The organism is Amycolatopsis sp. WGS_07 (assembly GCF_045278895.1).
Lineage (GTDB): Bacteria > Actinomycetota > Actinomycetes > Mycobacteriales > Pseudonocardiaceae > Amycolatopsis.
In genome coordinates this window covers 8,208,803-8,223,995 of record NZ_CP136053.1, presented here as the reverse complement: position 1 = coordinate 8,223,995, position 15,193 = coordinate 8,208,803, and the positions used below count along the sequence as shown (strand labels likewise).

The 15,193-nt window shown below is 71.1% G+C and carries 15 protein-coding genes; 5 read left to right on the top strand and 10 right to left on the bottom strand.

Annotated elements, in window-relative coordinates:
* Nucleotides 1-5 precede the first annotated feature (5 nt).
* Nucleotides 6-794: an EamA family transporter gene (locus RPX00_RS38590; protein ID WP_406632955.1), complete on the top strand. Its 789-nt coding sequence runs from the start codon at nucleotides 6-8 to the stop codon at nucleotides 792-794.
* A gap of 9 nt (nucleotides 795-803) precedes the next feature.
* Nucleotides 804-1,469 (top strand): DsbA family oxidoreductase, encoded by a 666-nt coding sequence (locus RPX00_RS38585; RefSeq protein WP_406632954.1) that lies wholly within the window; start codon nucleotides 804-806, stop codon nucleotides 1,467-1,469.
* Between the two features lie 3 nt (nucleotides 1,470-1,472).
* Here RPX00_RS38585 and RPX00_RS38580 read toward each other — a convergent pair whose 3' ends face one another.
* Complete coding sequence (locus tag RPX00_RS38580) at nucleotides 1,473-1,961, bottom strand: ATP-binding protein (protein ID WP_406632952.1); 489 nt, start codon at nucleotides 1,959-1,961, stop codon at nucleotides 1,473-1,475.
* Nucleotides 1,962-2,109: 148 nt separating this feature from the next.
* Between RPX00_RS38580 and RPX00_RS38575 the strand changes: the two genes are divergently transcribed.
* Nucleotides 2,110-2,565, top strand: a complete 456-nt coding sequence (locus tag RPX00_RS38575; protein ID WP_406632950.1) for a nuclear transport factor 2 family protein — start codon at nucleotides 2,110-2,112, stop codon at nucleotides 2,563-2,565.
* Nucleotides 2,566-2,685: 120 nt separating this feature from the next.
* Here RPX00_RS38575 and lepB read toward each other — a convergent pair whose 3' ends face one another.
* Nucleotides 2,686-3,570 carry a signal peptidase I gene (gene lepB, locus RPX00_RS38570; protein WP_406632948.1) on the bottom strand — a complete coding sequence of 295 codons (885 nt, stop codon included), beginning with the start codon at nucleotides 3,568-3,570 and terminating at the stop codon, nucleotides 2,686-2,688.
* Between the two features lie 345 nt (nucleotides 3,571-3,915).
* On the opposite strand from lepB, the gene RPX00_RS38565 reads away from it, so the two are divergent.
* A complete protein-coding gene (locus RPX00_RS38565; RefSeq protein WP_406632946.1) occupies nucleotides 3,916-5,217 on the top strand; it encodes a DUF4157 domain-containing protein in 1,302 nt (433 codons plus the stop codon).
* 5 nt (nucleotides 5,218-5,222) lie between these two features.
* Here RPX00_RS38565 and RPX00_RS38560 read toward each other — a convergent pair whose 3' ends face one another.
* Nucleotides 5,223-6,356, bottom strand: coding sequence for a glycosyltransferase family 4 protein (locus tag RPX00_RS38560; protein ID WP_406632944.1), 1,134 nt, complete (start codon nucleotides 6,354-6,356; stop codon nucleotides 5,223-5,225).
* Nucleotides 6,357-6,442: 86 nt separating this feature from the next.
* On the opposite strand from RPX00_RS38560, the gene RPX00_RS38555 reads away from it, so the two are divergent.
* Nucleotides 6,443-6,583 carry a hypothetical protein gene (locus tag RPX00_RS38555; protein ID WP_406632942.1) on the top strand — a complete coding sequence of 47 codons (141 nt, stop codon included), beginning with the start codon at nucleotides 6,443-6,445 and terminating at the stop codon, nucleotides 6,581-6,583.
* 7 nt (nucleotides 6,584-6,590) lie between these two features.
* Here RPX00_RS38555 and RPX00_RS38550 read toward each other — a convergent pair whose 3' ends face one another.
* The 7 genes from RPX00_RS38550 to RPX00_RS38520 form a co-directional block, all read right to left on the bottom strand.
* The gene (locus RPX00_RS38550) at nucleotides 6,591-7,844 is read right to left on the bottom strand and encodes a polysaccharide pyruvyl transferase family protein (RefSeq protein WP_406632940.1); all 1,254 of its coding nucleotides are present in this window, start codon (nucleotides 7,842-7,844) and stop codon (nucleotides 6,591-6,593) included.
* Between the two features lie 217 nt (nucleotides 7,845-8,061).
* The gene (locus RPX00_RS38545; protein ID WP_406632938.1) at nucleotides 8,062-9,237 is read right to left on the bottom strand and encodes a glycosyltransferase family 4 protein; all 1,176 of its coding nucleotides are present in this window, start codon (nucleotides 9,235-9,237) and stop codon (nucleotides 8,062-8,064) included.
* Nucleotides 9,182-10,516, bottom strand: a complete 1,335-nt coding sequence (locus tag RPX00_RS38540; protein ID WP_406632937.1) for a lipopolysaccharide biosynthesis protein — start codon at nucleotides 10,514-10,516, stop codon at nucleotides 9,182-9,184. Before RPX00_RS38540 ends, RPX00_RS38545 begins: the two co-directional genes overlap by 56 nt.
* The gene (locus tag RPX00_RS38535) at nucleotides 10,513-12,756 is read right to left on the bottom strand and encodes a hypothetical protein (RefSeq protein ID WP_406632935.1); all 2,244 of its coding nucleotides are present in this window, start codon (nucleotides 12,754-12,756) and stop codon (nucleotides 10,513-10,515) included. The genes RPX00_RS38540 and RPX00_RS38535 overlap by 4 nt, the downstream gene beginning before the upstream one ends.
* Nucleotides 12,753-13,829, bottom strand: coding sequence for a glycosyltransferase family 4 protein (locus RPX00_RS38530; RefSeq protein WP_406632933.1), 1,077 nt, complete (start codon nucleotides 13,827-13,829; stop codon nucleotides 12,753-12,755). Before RPX00_RS38530 ends, RPX00_RS38535 begins: the two co-directional genes overlap by 4 nt.
* Nucleotides 13,826-14,329: a hypothetical protein gene (locus tag RPX00_RS38525; protein WP_406632931.1), complete on the bottom strand. Its 504-nt coding sequence runs from the start codon at nucleotides 14,327-14,329 to the stop codon at nucleotides 13,826-13,828. The genes RPX00_RS38530 and RPX00_RS38525 overlap by 4 nt, the downstream gene beginning before the upstream one ends.
* Nucleotides 14,326-15,183 (bottom strand): glycosyltransferase family 2 protein, encoded by an 858-nt coding sequence (locus tag RPX00_RS38520; RefSeq protein WP_406632929.1) that lies wholly within the window; start codon nucleotides 15,181-15,183, stop codon nucleotides 14,326-14,328. Before RPX00_RS38520 ends, RPX00_RS38525 begins: the two co-directional genes overlap by 4 nt.
* Nucleotides 15,184-15,193: the final 10 nt, after the last annotated feature.

Sequence of the window (15,193 nt, the reverse complement as noted above, 5' to 3'; positions counted from 1 at the left end):
TAGGAATGGCGGTTTCAGTCAGTCTCGCCAACCAGATCGGGCCGACCGGCGTCGCGTGGCTGCGGCTCGTGTGGGCCGGTGTGCTGCTGGTCGTGCTCGTGCGGCCGCGGCCGTCGGCGTTCCGCCGCCCGGCCTTGCTGACCTGCGTCGTGCTCGGCGTCGCGACGGCCGGGATGACGATCCTGTTCATGGTCGCCGCGACCCGGCTGCCGCTGGGCACGGCGAGCGCGCTGGAATTCCTCGGCCCGCTGACCGTCGCGATCGTGCGCGGCCGCGGCGGAACCCGGCTGTGGCCGCTGCTGGCGGCGGCCGGGGTGGTGCTGCTGACCCAGCCGTGGCAGGGCGGGGCCGACCTGATCGGCATCGGCTGCGCGCTCGCGGCGGCGGTCTGCTGGGGCGCCTACATCGTGCTGACGCAACGGGTCGGCGACGAGGTGTCAGGCCTGCGCGGGCTCGCGGTGTCGATGCCGGTGGCCGGTCTGGTCGCCACGGCCGTGCACGGTCCGGCGGTGGCGAGCCACCTGACCTGGCCGCTGGTGCTGGCCGGGCTCGGGCTCGCGGTGCTCGTGCCGGTGGTGCCGTTCAGCATGGAGATGCTGGCGCTGCGCCGGTTGACGGCCTCGGCGTTCGGCACGCTGATGAGCCTGGAACCGGCGATCGCGCTGGTGCTCGGGCTGATCGTGCTGCACCAGGTGCCGAATGTGGCGGCGGTGGCGGGAATTGCGTTCGTGGTGGCCGCGGGCATCGGCGCGGAACGGACCGGGGCGCGGGAGCCGGTGAAGGCTGGCGTTTAGGCGTCGGTCATGGTCCTCTCGGCCGAGGGCGCGATCTACGCTGGCGGCATGCAGGTGGAGATCTGGAGCGATGTCGTGTGCCCGTGGTGCTACCTCGGGAAGGCGCGGTTCGAGAAGGCGCTGGCCGGGTTCGCGCACCGGGACGAGGTGACCGTGACGTACCGCTCGTTCGAGCTGGACCCCGGGAAGACCGGGACCGAGCCGTTGCTGGACATGCTGACCGCGAAGTACGGGCCGCAGGCCGGGGAGATGGAGCAGCGGGTCGCCGGGCTCGCGGCGGCGGAGGGGCTCGGCTACCGGACGGACCGGGCGATCGGCAACACCTTCGACGCGCACCGGCTGCTGCACCTGGCCCGCGAGAAGGGGCTGGAGAACGAGATGGTGTCGGCGTTGTTCCGCGCGAATTTCGCCGAGGCTCGTCCGGTGTTCACCGGCAGTGTGCTGGCCGACGTCGCCGAGGAAGCCGGGTTGCCGCGCGCCGAGGCGGAAGCGGTGCTGGCCGACCCGTCGCGCTATGCGGACGCGGTGCGCGCCGAGGAGCGGGAAGCCGCGCAGCTGGGCGCGTCCGGAGTGCCGTTTTTCGTGCTGGGGCGGCGTTTCGGCGTGTCCGGCGGGCAGTCGGTGGAGGTGTTCGCGCAGGCGCTGGAGCAGGCCTGGGAAGCGGCTTCCGCGTGAGCGCTACTCGAACGTGCTGAGCCGGTTCAGCAGCCGCTCGAGCACCTGCGGGTCCGCGGTGACCGGTTCGCCGGAGACGGGTTCGTCGACGAGCGTGCGCCGGTCGCCCCGGCGCGGCAGGCGGACCTGACCGGCCGAAATCCCGCCGGGCAGCGGCAGTTCGCACCACGTGGTGCGGCCGCCGCGCGGTCCGGGGCGCACGCCGATCCGCTCGTCGCGCGGCGGGCTCGGGGCGACGAGGTCGTCGTCCACCTCGACGACGAGCCGGTCGCCGCGCAGCTGCAGCCGGACGGTCACGAAGGCGGGCGCGGACGGGCTGTTCTGGTCGACGACGTCCCCGACCAGCCGCACCGCGGCGTTCGTGACCTGCTCCAGCATCGGCAGCAGGGACCAGTCGGTCAGGATCAGGCGGACGAACAGCTCGGTGCACGGGACCGCGCTCGGCTGCGCCACCAGCCGGAGGTCGTCCACCTGGGTAGTGCGCGTGCTCAAGCGTCACCTTCCTCCTCGGCGAGCGGTCCGATCGGCCGGGACCGTGCGGGCATCATGCCACCGCCGCCGGGCCGCGCTGCGGCGGGAGGGCGGTGTCCGGGAGAACCGCAGGTCACGGCGTCCACAGTGGAACTCCTATGCTGAGCCGATGTCGGCAGAGTCGGCCCGGTGGGCGATCCAGGACCTGATCATGACCTACGCCGCGCGCATCGACGCGGGCGACCTCGCCGGGGTGGGCGAGCTGTTCCGCGAGGCGACCCTGCACAGCGGCGGCGGCCGGACCGGGCGGGAAGCGGTGGAGAACTGGTTCCGCGACATCCTGATCATCCACCCGGACGGCACCCCGAGGACCCGGCACGTGACGACGAACGTGCGGGTCGAGGCCGGCGAGGACACGGCTTCGGCGCACAGTTATTTCACGGTTTTCCAAGCCGCGGAAGGACTTCCGCTGCAGCCGATCGCGGCCGGGCACTACGACGACCGGTTCGTGCGGCGAGGCGGGGAATGGCGGTTCGCGGAGCGGACGCCGGTGCTGCACCTGACCGGGGACCTGACGCGGCACCTCCGGATGGATGTGGTGCGGGCCGCCGGTTCCGGACGGTGAGCTGGCGGGACCTTCGCTAGATGTCCGTGAAGGACTCCTTGAAGGAATCAGATTCCCTCAAGGAGTCCTTCACGGACCTCTGCCGGGGCGGAGTCGCACGGCCCCGTCTCGTCCGGAGACTCAGTCCCGTTTGCCGAGCTTCCGCCGCAGCCCTCGTCCGGCGGCGAGCGTCGGGAAGGCCAGCAGCGCGCCCGCCCCGAGCGGGATCCCTTGCTGCCACGCGGGTGCGCCGAGGGCGGCGGGCGCGGCCTGCGGGTCGTGGTCGCTGACCCCGCCCCATCGCGACGGCGGCAGGACGATCACCCGGGCCTTGCCGATGACGTCGTCCACCGGGACCGTCCCGTTGAGCCCGCCGCCGCCCTGGCAGCGGGAGTCGCACGAGTTCTCGCGGTTGTCGCCCATCACCCAAAGACTTCCCTTCGGGACGGTGACCGGGGCGAACGTCTGGCGCACCGTGGGCGGCTGGCTGAGCCAGTGGATGTAGGGCTCGTCGAGCGGTTTGCCGTCGACCAGGACGCGGCCCTGCGGATCGCAGCACTGCACGGTCTGCCCGCCGACGGCGATCACGCGCTTCACGAAATCGCGCTCGTCCGGCGGCGCGAAGCCGATGAGCGAACCGAGGCCGCGCACCGTCTTCGTGAAGAAGTTGCCCGACTCCTGCGGGGCGATCTCGTTCGCGTTCCACGACTGCGGACCGCGGAACACGATGACGTCGCCCGGCGACGGATCGGTGAAATCGTAGGTGACGCGGTCGACGACGACCCGGTCGCCGAAGCAGCCGTCGCAGCCGTGCAGGGTCGTCTCCATCGACGCCGACGGGATCAGGAACACCTTCGCGACGAACTGCTGGATCAGGATCGTCAGCACCAGCGCGATCCCGATGAGGATCGGCAGCTCCTGCCAGAAGGGCCGCTTCTTCCTGCGCTTCCGGGGCGCTTCGGCGGATTCGGAACGCTCGGATCCGGGCTCGCCGGGGGCAGGGGTATGGGGGATCGGGTCGGCCACGCCGCCAGGCTACCCAGATCCGCGCGCCGGACGGCGGACCGCGGGCGCCCCCGATCGGGGGGTCGTGCCGGTGACCGGGACGGCAACCGGAGATTTCGCCCTCGGGGAAGGAAAACGGGCCGGAACCGGGGGTGCGGTCCGGAATCCGGGTGGAGGCGGTTCGGGCGGTGCCGGATCCGGCACCGCCGCGAGGCGCGGGGCAGCGTCGGAACGGGTCAGGCGGGCGCTGCTGGATCGGCACGGCCGCGCGCGCAGCGGCGGGACGAGGGGCGTCCGGAACCTGCTGGGGCGAGACGCCCGCGAACCGGTGACAATCCGGTGACGGCTCCGGGCTAAACCGGCGTGATGGCAGAGCACGCCCGTCAGCACCGGGCCTCGCCCGGCAAGCCGGTACCCGGCGTCGTGGACGAGGTCCTCGCCCAGCCGGGGCAGTCGCTGGACCCGCGGGTCCGGGCCTCGCTGGAGCCGCGGTTCGATCAGGATTTCAGCCAGGTGCGGGTGCACACCGACCGTTCCGCCGCCGAATCCGCCGACGCCCTCGCCGCCGAGGCCTACACGGTGGGCGACCACATTGTCTTCAACGCGGGCCGGTACGCCCCCGGAACCTCGGCGGGCCGCAGCCTCATCGCGCACGAGTTGACCCACGTCGCGCAGCAATCGGGCCTGTCCGGAACCGCCCGTCCCGTCCTCGGCGGCCCGCACGACCACGCCGAGCATGAAGCCGAGTCCTTCGCGGCTGGGACGAACCGCAGGCCGACCGCCGAGCGGGCACCGGTGATCCGCCGTCAGCAGACGGCCGCCCCGAAACAGCAGAAACTGACCCAGAAACAGTACGACGAGCAACTCGCGGCGAAATTCGAAGGAATGCTCGCGCAGGGTCCCGCCGAAGGGCAAAAGGCGGTCGAAGACCTGAACGGCTACAGCATGCGCGACATCGCCGCCGTCCTCAGGCTGATGCAGGCGCACGGCAAACTCGCCGAACTGAGGAAGTACGCGTCCGTCCGGCCGCTCGTCGAGGTCGCGAGCAAGGCGGTGGACGACCCGGTCAGCGTCGCCGACGACGACCTGACCAAGGTCGACCCGCAGCGGCGGCTGGATTTCCGGCTCACTTTCCACACCGTCGAGAACAGTTTCCTCCCGGCGCTGGAATCCGTGTGCCAGGACGTCGGCTGCCGCCCGCTGGATCTGCTGTCCTGCATGATGTCCGAAGGCGGAGTGCGGGCCGACATCGTCAACCCGGACTCGCACGCGGTCGGCCTGATCCAGTTCATGCCGGCTACGCTGGCCGGGCTCGGCTACCCCGGAACCTGGCAGGAGTTCTCCCAGCTGTCGGCCACTGAGCAAATGGACTACGTCCGGAAGTTCCTGATGCCCGGCCGGGGCAAGTTCACCAGCGCCGGGCGCGTCTACCAGTTCATGTACCTGCCCAAGACGATGCGCGCCGGGCAGGACGCCGACACGGTCATCACGACCGCCGACAACCCGGACAACGAACTGAAACGGGCCTACGAGAAAAACGCGGGGCTCGACACGAACAAAGACGGCTCGATCACCATCGGAGAACTCGACGCCCGCGCGCGGCAGCATCGGGGTGCCGCGCAGCGCTTGCTGACCACCCTCCAAACGCGGCCGAAGCCTCAGCCCTGACCGCGTCACCGAGTGGCCGAAACCCCGCGCCGGTCGAGCGCATCCAGGTGCCGAATGAAGTCCGCGACCCGGTGCTCCCACGTATACCGGCCGCGCACCAGCTCGAACGCGTTCCCCCGGATCGTCTCCGCCAGCGCCGGATTCCTCTCCAGACGGCGCAACGCGTCCGCCAAGGCCTCCGGAGACCGCGGAGCGGCGAGGAGCCCGTTGCGGCCATCGTCCACCAGCGACGCGAGCGGGCCGACGGCCGTCGCGATGACCGGGACCCGGCTCGCCCACGCTTCGAGCAGCACGGTCGGGAAGGCGTCGTTCGGGCTGGTGGGACAGAGGACGACCGACCGGGCACTCCGGAGAACCCGGAATTTCGCCGCACCGCTGAGATTCCCGGCGAAGGTGACATTGTCGGCGATCCCGAGTTTCCGGGCGAGGGCTTCGTAACCGGGACGCGCGGCGCCGTCGCCGATGACCAGCAGGCGGGCCTCCGGCGTGCAGCGGAAGGCGTGCAGGAGCAGGTCCAGCCCCTTCCACGAGTGCGTCGGGTCCAGCCGCGCCAGGAAAGCGGCGGTGTAAGGACGAACGCCGGCAACAGGCGGTACTAGCGCGCCGACGGCGATCGCGTTCTCCAGCACGCCGACTTTGCCGCCGCAGCGCGGGCGGAGCCGCTCGGCGACGTAGTCCGAAACGCCGAGGACCAGGTCGGCCCGTCGCAGCATGAAGCCCTCGGCGAAGGCATAAGCCCGCGCGACGGTGTTGAAGAGCGGGTGACCGTCCTTGGCCAGGGTCGCGGCGTGATAGGTCACGACGACGGGCGTGTTTCCGGCGACCAGGGTGGCGGCGTCGGCGAGACCGGGCACGGGGGTGTGCACGTTGAGGTAGTCGGGCCGCTCGGCACGCAGGATGCGCCGGATCCGGGCCGGCCAGCGCGGGTCGAGCGGGGTGTTGGAGACCTTGGCGACCGCTGGGAGCCGGTGGACGGGGAAACAGTCCGCCTGGGCGCGGGAGCTGGCGGTGATGACGATCGACCGCCATCCGGGGACCGTGTGCAGCGCGGCGGCCAGGCTGTGCACGTAGGTTTCCGCGCCGCCGACGTCGGGCGGGAAGTACGGCGTCGCGAAGACGACGGTTCGTTCGCGGCTCACGGAGGCTCCTGTCCTCATTGGTCCGGTTGGCTGGGCGCGCGCGGATGTGATGGTGTGTGTCTGGGGGAACTCGAGGGAGGCGCAGGATGTCCGGGATCCGGATGCCGTGGGCGGCGGTGCGGTGCCGCGCGTGCGGGCACGACCGCAGCGAGCATCAGCATTTGCGCGGCGGCACCGACTGCGGACGGTGCGGCTGCCGCCGGTTCCGCTGGATCCGGCGGGGCTGACCCGGCATCAGGCGGCATCGAGCAGGACGCTCACGTCTCGGGCCCGTCGCGCGTAAGGGGGAAGGACCTCGCGAAGCTGCCGCAGGTAGCCGTCGCGGTGTTCGATGAGGCTGTCGACGAGCGCGGGCAACGTGGCGGCGCGGACCTCGTCGATGCCGACGACCCACCGTTCGAGGCCGAGATCGCGCATGATGCCGGTGGTTTTGTGGTCGTACTCGATCGCCAGGCACGGAACGTGCGCGGTGAGGGCGAAGATGACCGAGTGGAAGCGGGTGCCGATCACGAGGTCGGCCTCGGCGTACAGGGCGCGGGCGTCGCGGTGGTCGAAGGTGTCGTCGCGCAGGACGCGCAGCCGCGGGTCGTCGATCCCGGCGGCGAGGCGGGTGTTGGTCCGCCGGTCGTCGTCGCCCTGGAAAGCGCAGGTCACCTGCGGGACCAGGACAACGTGGTAGCCCCGGCCGAGCAGGTGGCGGACGCCGGTGGCCAGTGCGTGTTCGTACCGGCGCTGCCCGGCCTCGTCGAGCCATTGGCGGGCGGTGATTATCGCGATCCGGGCGTCGGCGGGGATGCCGAGAGTGGTTCGCCAGTCGCGGTCGGAGCGGGTTTCAAAGGCGAAGGCGCTGTCGACGCCGCGGGTGAGCAGGTGCGGCGGCAGCCCGATTTCGGTGAGCCGCTCGCGGCTGATGTCCTCGCGGACGAGGACCGCGTCCGCCCGGCCGAGGACGTGGCGGACCAGCACGCGCTGGAGCCGGCGCGGGAACGGGCCGTAGGACTGCGGACCGGCCACGACGCGGACGCCGAACCGTTCGGCGAGCCACAGCGGCAGCAGCAGGAACAGGATGTTGAGGTCGGAGGCGAAGTCCGCGCGGCCGTTGAGGTAGCCGCCGCCGAGGGAGACGACGAGGTCCGCCGTGGCGAGGGCTTGCAGTTCGCGGCGCGGTTCGGCGGGCAGCAGCCGGGCCGCGGCCAGCAGCAACCGGCGCGGCGGCCGGACGGCGGCGAGCGCGACGACGGGCAGCAAGCTCAGTTTGCGCAGGATCCGCCGGAAGCGCGGGATGTGCTCCTCGCCCGAGTACCGGCGGATCGATCCGAGGTTGGGCGCGCCGTCGAATTCCGGCCACCGTTCGGGGTGCTCGAAACCGGCGATGGCGATCCGGGCGCCGGGCAGCGCGCGGCGGGTCTGGTCGAGCAGGACGCTGAGCAGGGCGGCGTCGCCGCGGTTGCCGCGTTCGAATGCGTTGACGACGAGGACGCGGGTCATCGGCGGGCCTCCTGGTGGTGGTGTTCGGGGCGGGCTGGCCGTGTGCGCGGGATGTGCGGTTGGGCTGGGTTGTTGGGTTTGCGCGGGTTTCGTTGGGAGCGTGGGTGGTGTTTTTCGCCGGGGTAGCGGCGGTGGGAGCCGACGCCGTCGATTTCCGGCCGCCGCTCGGTGCTGCGCAAGGCACCGCGTCCGAATGCGTTGACGACGAGGACGCGGGTCATCGGCTGGCCTCCTGGTAGTGCTGTTCGAGCCGGTCGAGGAAACTTCTGAGGCCGTGGCCGCGCGCGAGCCGGGCCGACCGCGCGCCCATGACGCGCCGCTGTGCCGGGTCGCCGAGGAGGTTGCCGAGCGCGTCGGCGAGGGCGGCGCGGTCGCCGGGCGGGACGAGCAAACCGTTGTGGCCCTGGCGGATCAGCTCGGGGATGCCGCCGGCGTCGGTGGCGACGACCGGCCGTCCGGTGCCGAGGGCTTCCAGCGCGACCGTCGGGAAGTTCTCCGGCCACACCGACGGGAGCACCACCACCGACGCGGCGCGATAGGCGGCGGTCAGTTCGGGTCCGGTCAGCCAGCCCGCGAACCGGACGCGGTCCGCCAGGCCGTGCTCGCTGACGGACTTCTCAAGCGCCGCACGCTGTTTCCCGTCGCCAGCGAGCGTCAGCCGGGCATCCGGCAGACGGCGGGCGACGGTCGCGAAGGCGTGCACGAGGAGGTGCGCGCCCTTCATCGGCTCCAACCGTCCGACGAACAGCGCGTGGGCGGCGTCGGGCACCGGTTTGGCGACCGGGAGCGGCACACCATTGGGGACGACGTAGATCGGTGTCCGCGGCAGGTCGTGCCGCACGGCCTCGGCGAGGAACCGGCTCGGGGTGAGCACGCGGTCGACGGTGCGCAGCTGCCGCAAGTAGGCGGGCCGTTGCAGGAAGCGTAGGTAAGCCAGCCGCGCCGTGTCCATTGTGGACAATCGGGAGCGGCCTTCGGCGCGGCTGCGCAGGTTCCACGACAGCAGCTGCACGGTCCAGTCTTCGGGACCGTGCACGGTGAGCACCTGCGGGTAGGCGGCCGACGCGCTGAGCACGGCGGGGTTGAACTCGCCGATGGTGTGCAGGTGCACCACATCGGGCACGAAGGCGCGCAGCGCGGCGGACACCTGCTCGTAGGCGATCCGATGCCAGAAATAGCCGGCGACGCGGCGGGCGGGACCGCCGCGGATCGCGGGCACGAGGACGTCGGCGAAGACCTCGCGGTCGCTGACCGCGGGGTCGTCGAGCAGGTGGTCGGTCGCGATGACCAGGACCTGGTGGCCGCGGCGGCGCAGCCCGTCGGAAACGAGGCGGACGCTACGCTCCGCGCCGCCGGCCTCGAAGCCGACGTTGACGATGTGCGCGATCTTCATCCGAACCTCCCTTTTCGCTAGGCATCCGGAACCCGCGCAGCGCGAGCGCGGCGATCGCGACGAGGCCGGACGCGAGGTTGCCGGCGCCCCAGGCCGCCGCGATCCAGACGAGGTTGTGCTGGGCGCCGACCGCGGCGAGGCTGACCGTGACCGCCGCGTAGACCAGGTTCGACAGGGTCAGCGCCGGCAGTTGCCGGGTCACTTTGAGCAGGAAGCTCGACCACGTGTTGAAGGCTACGGCGAACGCGGAGGCCGCGAGGACGACGAGGCAGTTGCGGGCGTCGTCCGCGTAGCTGGCGCCGAACAGGGCCAGCACCGGTTTCGCGAGAGCGACGGTGATGCCGACGGCGGGCACCACGATCGCCAGGATCAGCAGCGCCGAGCGTTTGGCCAGGTGCTTGAGGTCTTCCTGTTCGTGCGAGCCCTCCGCGAACAGCGCCTCGCCGATCGCGAACGGCACGGCGTTGACGAAGTTGGCGATCTGGAACGCCACGAAGTAGGCCGCCGACGCCTCTGGACCGAGCGAACGCAGCACGAGCAGCGGAATCACCAGCAGGGGCAGCAGGTTCAGGCAGTTGGACGCGTAGTTGCCGAGTGAGTAAGCCAAAGTGGAGCGCAGCGTTTCGGGATACAGCCGCGGCCGCACCGGAATGCGGAGGCGACGGCTGATCGCCACGATGCTCGCGACCGCGGCTACGGCGGACGCCACCGTGCTGGACAGGAAAATGCCGATCGCGCCGGTGCCGACGAAGACGATCGGCAGGGCGAGTTTGACCGCGCTCATCAGCACGCCGTTGAGCAGCATGTTGTACTTCGCCGCGCGCAGGGCGACGAACACCGAGTCGGTCAGCAGGTTCTGCGCCACGGCCATTGTCAGCAACGCGAACAACGCGATCTCGGGAAAAGACCCGCTGAGGAACGACAACCCGGGCGAGACGAGCGGTGCCACCAGGGCGAAGCCGACCCCGAGCACGGTTCCGGTGGCGGCCACCGAGGTGAGTGCCGAGCTGACGTGCGCGGTGCGGGACGGCGCGGTCGGCAGATGCCGGACGAGGGTGGAGCTGAGCCCGAGCCCGCTGAAGTAGCTCAGCAGGGTCACCGCCGAGAGCAGCGAACTCGCCCAGCCGACGTCGGCGGGCGGGTACAGGCGGGCGGCGACGATCCAGAACACGAACCCGGACCCGGCGCCGAGCGCGGTCGTGGCCATGAGGAAGAACGAGTTCCGCACCAGCGGGTCGGCTCTGAGCCGGGCGGCGAAGGACGGGGCGAGGGCCGTCATCGGTACACGCTCGTTCCGTTGCTGCTGTAGACCTTGTCCTTGGTGGCGTCGAGGAACCGCAAGGGATAGCTGTAGGTGACGAGATCGCCTTGGTAGAACACGGTGACCTGGTCCTTCCGGACGGTCGGATAGCCGAGCAGGACGAACGAGCCCGGCTGGACGAGGGTGGGGTAGATGTCGGCGCCCGGCGGCCGGTCGATGAGCGTCTGCAGGCGGCTGAAGGTGTAGCGGTCGGACTGGATCGGCGTCGCGGCGTTGTGCTGTCGTAACCAGGCGAGGGCGGCTCGTTCCTGCGGGTGCGCGTAGTAGATGTCGTAGTACTGCCCGGCGTTGTCGAGGTGCAGCTGCGCGGGATAGCCGCCGAACAGCCGGGGCAGCGCGCCGGTGAGGTCGAGGAAGAACAGCATCGCCATCGCGGTCGCCGCGGGCAGCCGCCACCGGTGGAGCCACGACAGCGCCCAGACCGAGCCCATCGCGATGAACGGGGCGAACCCGAACAGGCCTTGCTGGAAGGTGCGCAGGAGGCCGTAGTCGACCGAGAGCTGCGGCAGGGCGATTTCGGCGGCGAGCATGCCCAAACCGCCGGCGGCGAGCACGAACAGGTCGTGGGTCGGGCGGAACAGCGTCGCGGTGGCGATGAGCGTTCCGGCCAAGCCGACGATCAGCAGCACCTGCAGCCCGTCCGCGCACAAGGTGCGGAGGAGGCCGTTGACGCGCGGGACGGCTACGCCGATCTGGTCCAGGGCGGTGCCAGCCGCGGTGAGCGGAAGGTCGCTGGCGGGCGCGACCTGGGTGTTCGCGGCTGGCTGGGTGCTGGCTCGAACGGAGTCGGCGTAGTCGCGCAGCCGTTGCTGCGGGCTGACCCGGGCGGAGCCGAAGAGGTTGTACGCGGTGTCAGAGGAGCCTCGCCGCGCCTCGTCGGGATGGAACAGGTCGTGAGCGGTCGCCACGACGGTGTGCTCGACCTGGTGCCAGGTGCCGGTGACCGGTCCGGTCCACAGCGTCGCGCACAGGATCGCGATGCCGATCATCGGCCAGGCAACGAAATCGGTGGCTTCCTTCGGCGCGCGCTCGGCGAGACGGCGACGCAGCGGCGGCACCACCTGGATGACGCCGCTGACGAGCTTGCCCAGCAGCAGCACGCCGATCAGTACGTAGGTGGTCGAGTAGTGCGACAGCACGATCCCCGCGAAGAAGACGGTGAACGCGATCCGGCGCGCCCGGCGCGGCGCAGTACGGTCGCTGAGCGCCAGGACCGCGCAGCTCAGCAGGAGGAACGCGACCTCCTGGCGGCCGAGGAAGGGCATGTCGGTGAAAAACGTGGGGAACGCGAGGAAGTAGATCGCGGCGAGGAGCGAAACCCGTTTGGCCGTGAGATTCCGCGTCGTGCGATACACCGCGACCGGGGCCGCCGCGAAGAGCATGGGCAGCACCGCCTTGAAGACCGCCAGGCCCGGCAACGCGGTCAGCTGGACCACCGAGGCGGGCAGGAGGGTGATGCTGAGGCAGGCGTTGTAGGTGTCGGGGTAGCCGGAGATGTCCCAGTGCCCCTTGGCCGAGGTCAGCTGGAAGAGCAGGAACTCGCGCTGGACGTCGTGACCGGTCAGGTACCAGCCGCGCAGCGAGGTCAGCAGCAGCAATGCCATTGCTGCACAAAGGATTCCGAACGCGATGACCCCGTCGCCGTAATGGCCCGCCCGCACGACGAGCAGCCCGAGCAGCGCCGCGATCAGAAACAGCGCGACCAGGCTCGTCGCGCCGGTGAACCCGTTGTTCAGCCGGACGGCCCCAGCGACCGCGACCACCAGCGCGAGAACCCCGAGCACGGCGACCGGCGCGACGTCCCGCACCGGCATCCACCGCAGCGCGCGAACCGGCGGCGACGGGCCGGTGAGCAGCCGGTCGAGGAAGGCGAGCCCCGCCGCGGCCAGGGTCTGGGCCACCGCGAGGGACACGGTCGTCAACGGGCGCGAGACGCCGAACCAGGGGAGGACGGTGTTGACGACCAGCGCGGACACCATCGCGGCCAGGACCGCGAAACCCAGCCCCAGCAGCCATTGCGCTTCGCGGGTGGAGACGATCCTCGCGGCGATCCGGCGGCACAGCCAAGCCGGAGCGCCGAAGACCAGCCACAGACCGGCAATGGTCACCAGGACGGCCGGTCGCCACGGGCTCAGCTCGACCGCACCGGCCACCAGCGCCGACCCGAGCACGGCGGCGCGCTGGCTGGGTCGCGTCACGGCAGTACCTCGGCGTAAACGTCCTCGACCCGCTGCGCCACCGCGGCCCAGGTGTACTCCCGGGCGGCGGTGGAACTGGCCGCCGCGATCCGCTGCCGAAGGCTCTCGCCGGAGGCGAACTCGTCGATCGCTTGCGCCAGCGCAGCGGGCTCGGCCGGAGTGAGAACGCCGATGCCGCGCAACAGCTCGGTATTCCCGGGAACGTCGGTCGCGAGCACCGGCAGCCCGGCGGCCATGGCTTCGAGCGCGGCGAGCGACATGCCTTCGCGATCCGACGGCAGCACGAACAGATCGGCTTGCTCATACCGGTGCAGCAGTTCGGCGCCGTGCAGCCGGCCGTGAAACCGCACGCCCGGAGTCCCGTGCTCTTCAAGCTGCCGCCGTTGTTCCCCGTCCCCGACGACGTCGAGGACGACGGGATGGCGCACCAGGGTCAGTGCGCGGAGGAGCCGGGCGAGGTTCTTCTGCGGGCTGAGCCGTCCGACGAACAGCAACCGCAGCACCGGTTCCCGCCGTGCGCGAGGCGGAAGGAAGAACTCGGGGGACACGCCGTTCGGCACCGTGAAGACCCGCGCCGGATCCACCCGGTAGGCGGTGCTGACGAAGTCCCGCTGCGCCCCGGTCAGCACCAGCACCCCGGCGGCAGCCCGCAGGACGCGGCCGAAGACGTGCTTTTTGTAGTGCGGCAGCAGCCAGCCCAGCTTCCCGGACTGGTCGACGTCCAGGTGGAAATGCAGCAGGAACGGCTGCCGGCGCACCGCGGCGGCGAGCGCGACCTGCTCGGGCAGCACCGCCTGCGCGGCATGCAGATGCCACACCGCCGGTTTCGGCGTGCGCAGCAACGCGGGGACGAGACCGGCGGACACCGGCGTGTGTGCGACGTCGAGCGCGGGAATGCGGATCGTGACGACGTTGTCCACCAGTTCGCGACGCGGCGAGTCGCGGGCGCCGACGGTCGTGGTCAGCACCGTGACGTCGTGACGGAGGGCCTGCTGCCGCGCCAGTTGCTGCACCACCGCCTCCGTCCCGCCGAGATGCGGCGGGTAGTAAGGAGTGATCTGGACGATCTTCACGGCCTGCCTCCGGAAGCGTTGCCGGGCAAGCGGAACCGCAGATTCTCGATGCCGCCCGCGACGTTCACCGCGATCGCGTCCACGGTCTGGCCCGGCGGGACCGGGAGATGGAAGTCGAGCGTCGTGAACTGGCCCGGCTGCAGCGTCACCTGCCGGGGCACTCCGGCGAGCCGGGCCGCCGACGAGGTCTCCAGCGCGGCGATCACGGTGTACTCCGCCGGGCCGGGGCCGTGCCGCACAAGCGCGACCTCGGCGGCGACGGATCCGTTCCGGAACGCCGGAGTGCCGACGAAATACAGCTCCGTGTAGGTCTCGGGTTCCTCGGTGAAGGACTGCCGGAACACCGTCCGCGCGGCCGGCCACACCAGCACGGTCACGACCCCGAGCGCCAGCACCGCCGCCACCGCGACGGCGAATTTCAGCCAGCCGCGGCCGTTGCCCGGCCGCCGCTCCGGATCCTGGTCCAGACCACCGTGCTCCACCTCCCCGCGGCCGCTCATTCGGCCATCGCCAGCACGCACTCGGGCTCGCCGGAGCAGAGCACGGTCGCCGTCCCGCCGACGGTCCGCGCCCGGTGGACGGCCAGCTGGGACAGATTGCGCAGGCCGTCGCGCACGGCGTGCAGCTTGACCTCGCCGCCGCGGATCCGGTACTCGATCGGCGTTTCGCCGCACCGGAAGCCGCGCACGTAAGCGTCGTTCTTGATCTCCTGCGAGAACGGCATCCCGCCGGACCGGATGTCGAGGTGGCGCCACACGTGCCTGCGGAACACCCACATCCCGGATTGCGAGTCCTGGAACGGCGAGTGGAAGAAGGCCCGGCTGATCAGCGTCAGCACCCGGTTGCCGAAACGGTGCGACGGTTTCATCGCGGCGCGGTTCTCCTGCCCGAGCCGGTTGGTGGACAGGAAGTCGAGCCGCCGGTCGGCCATCGTGCGCAGCAGCCCCGGCAGGTGGTCGAAGGGATAGGTGCAGTCCGCGTCGCCGGTCGCGATCACGTCGCCGGTGGCCGCGGCGAAACCTGCGTGATAGGCGTGCCCGTAGCCGCGCACCGGCTGGAGGACCACCCGCGCGCCGAGCGCGGCGGCGACCTCGCCGGTGCCGTCGGTGGAGGCGTTGTCGACCACGATCACCTCGATTTCGTAGCCGAGCGAGGCCAGGCCGGAGTGCGGGATCGTGGCGAGCACCCTCGGCATGTTGACCCGTTCGTTGAGCGCGGGGATCACGACGGACAGCTTCCGAGGGCGGGCTCTCGCGCAGCGGGCGGCGGTTCGCAGGAGGCAGCAGGCGGCGGCCGGGCGCGCGGCGGTGTCGTCCGACGGCGAGGAGCTGGAACGCTCGATGTTCGACGTCATGGAAGAACCT

What these genes read in the sequence shown, in the direction of transcription:
- RPX00_RS38590 (WP_406632955.1), top strand. Translation starts at nt 6, where the DNA reads ATGGCGGTTTCAGTCAGTCTCGCCAACCAGATCGGGCCGACCGGCGTC.
- RPX00_RS38585 (WP_406632954.1), top strand. Translation starts at nt 804, where the DNA reads ATGGTCCTCTCGGCCGAGGGCGCGATCTACGCTGGCGGCATGCAGGTG.
- RPX00_RS38575 (WP_406632950.1), top strand. Translation starts at nt 2,110, where the DNA reads ATGTCGGCAGAGTCGGCCCGGTGGGCGATCCAGGACCTGATCATGACC.
- RPX00_RS38565 (WP_406632946.1), top strand. Translation starts at nt 3,916, where the DNA reads ATGGCAGAGCACGCCCGTCAGCACCGGGCCTCGCCCGGCAAGCCGGTA.
- RPX00_RS38555 (WP_406632942.1), top strand. Translation starts at nt 6,443, where the DNA reads ATGTCCGGGATCCGGATGCCGTGGGCGGCGGTGCGGTGCCGCGCGTGC.
- RPX00_RS38550 (WP_406632940.1), bottom strand. Translation starts at nt 7,844, where the DNA reads ATGACCCGCGTCCTCGTCGTCAACGCATTCGAACGCGGCAACCGCGGC.
- RPX00_RS38545 (WP_406632938.1), bottom strand. Translation starts at nt 9,237, where the DNA reads ATGAAGATCGCGCACATCGTCAACGTCGGCTTCGAGGCCGGCGGCGCG.
- RPX00_RS38540 (WP_406632937.1), bottom strand. Translation starts at nt 10,516, where the DNA reads ATGACGGCCCTCGCCCCGTCCTTCGCCGCCCGGCTCAGAGCCGACCCG.
- RPX00_RS38525 (WP_406632931.1), bottom strand. Translation starts at nt 14,329, where the DNA reads ATGAGCGGCCGCGGGGAGGTGGAGCACGGTGGTCTGGACCAGGATCCG.
- RPX00_RS38520 (WP_406632929.1), bottom strand. Translation starts at nt 15,183, where the DNA reads ATGACGTCGAACATCGAGCGTTCCAGCTCCTCGCCGTCGGACGACACC.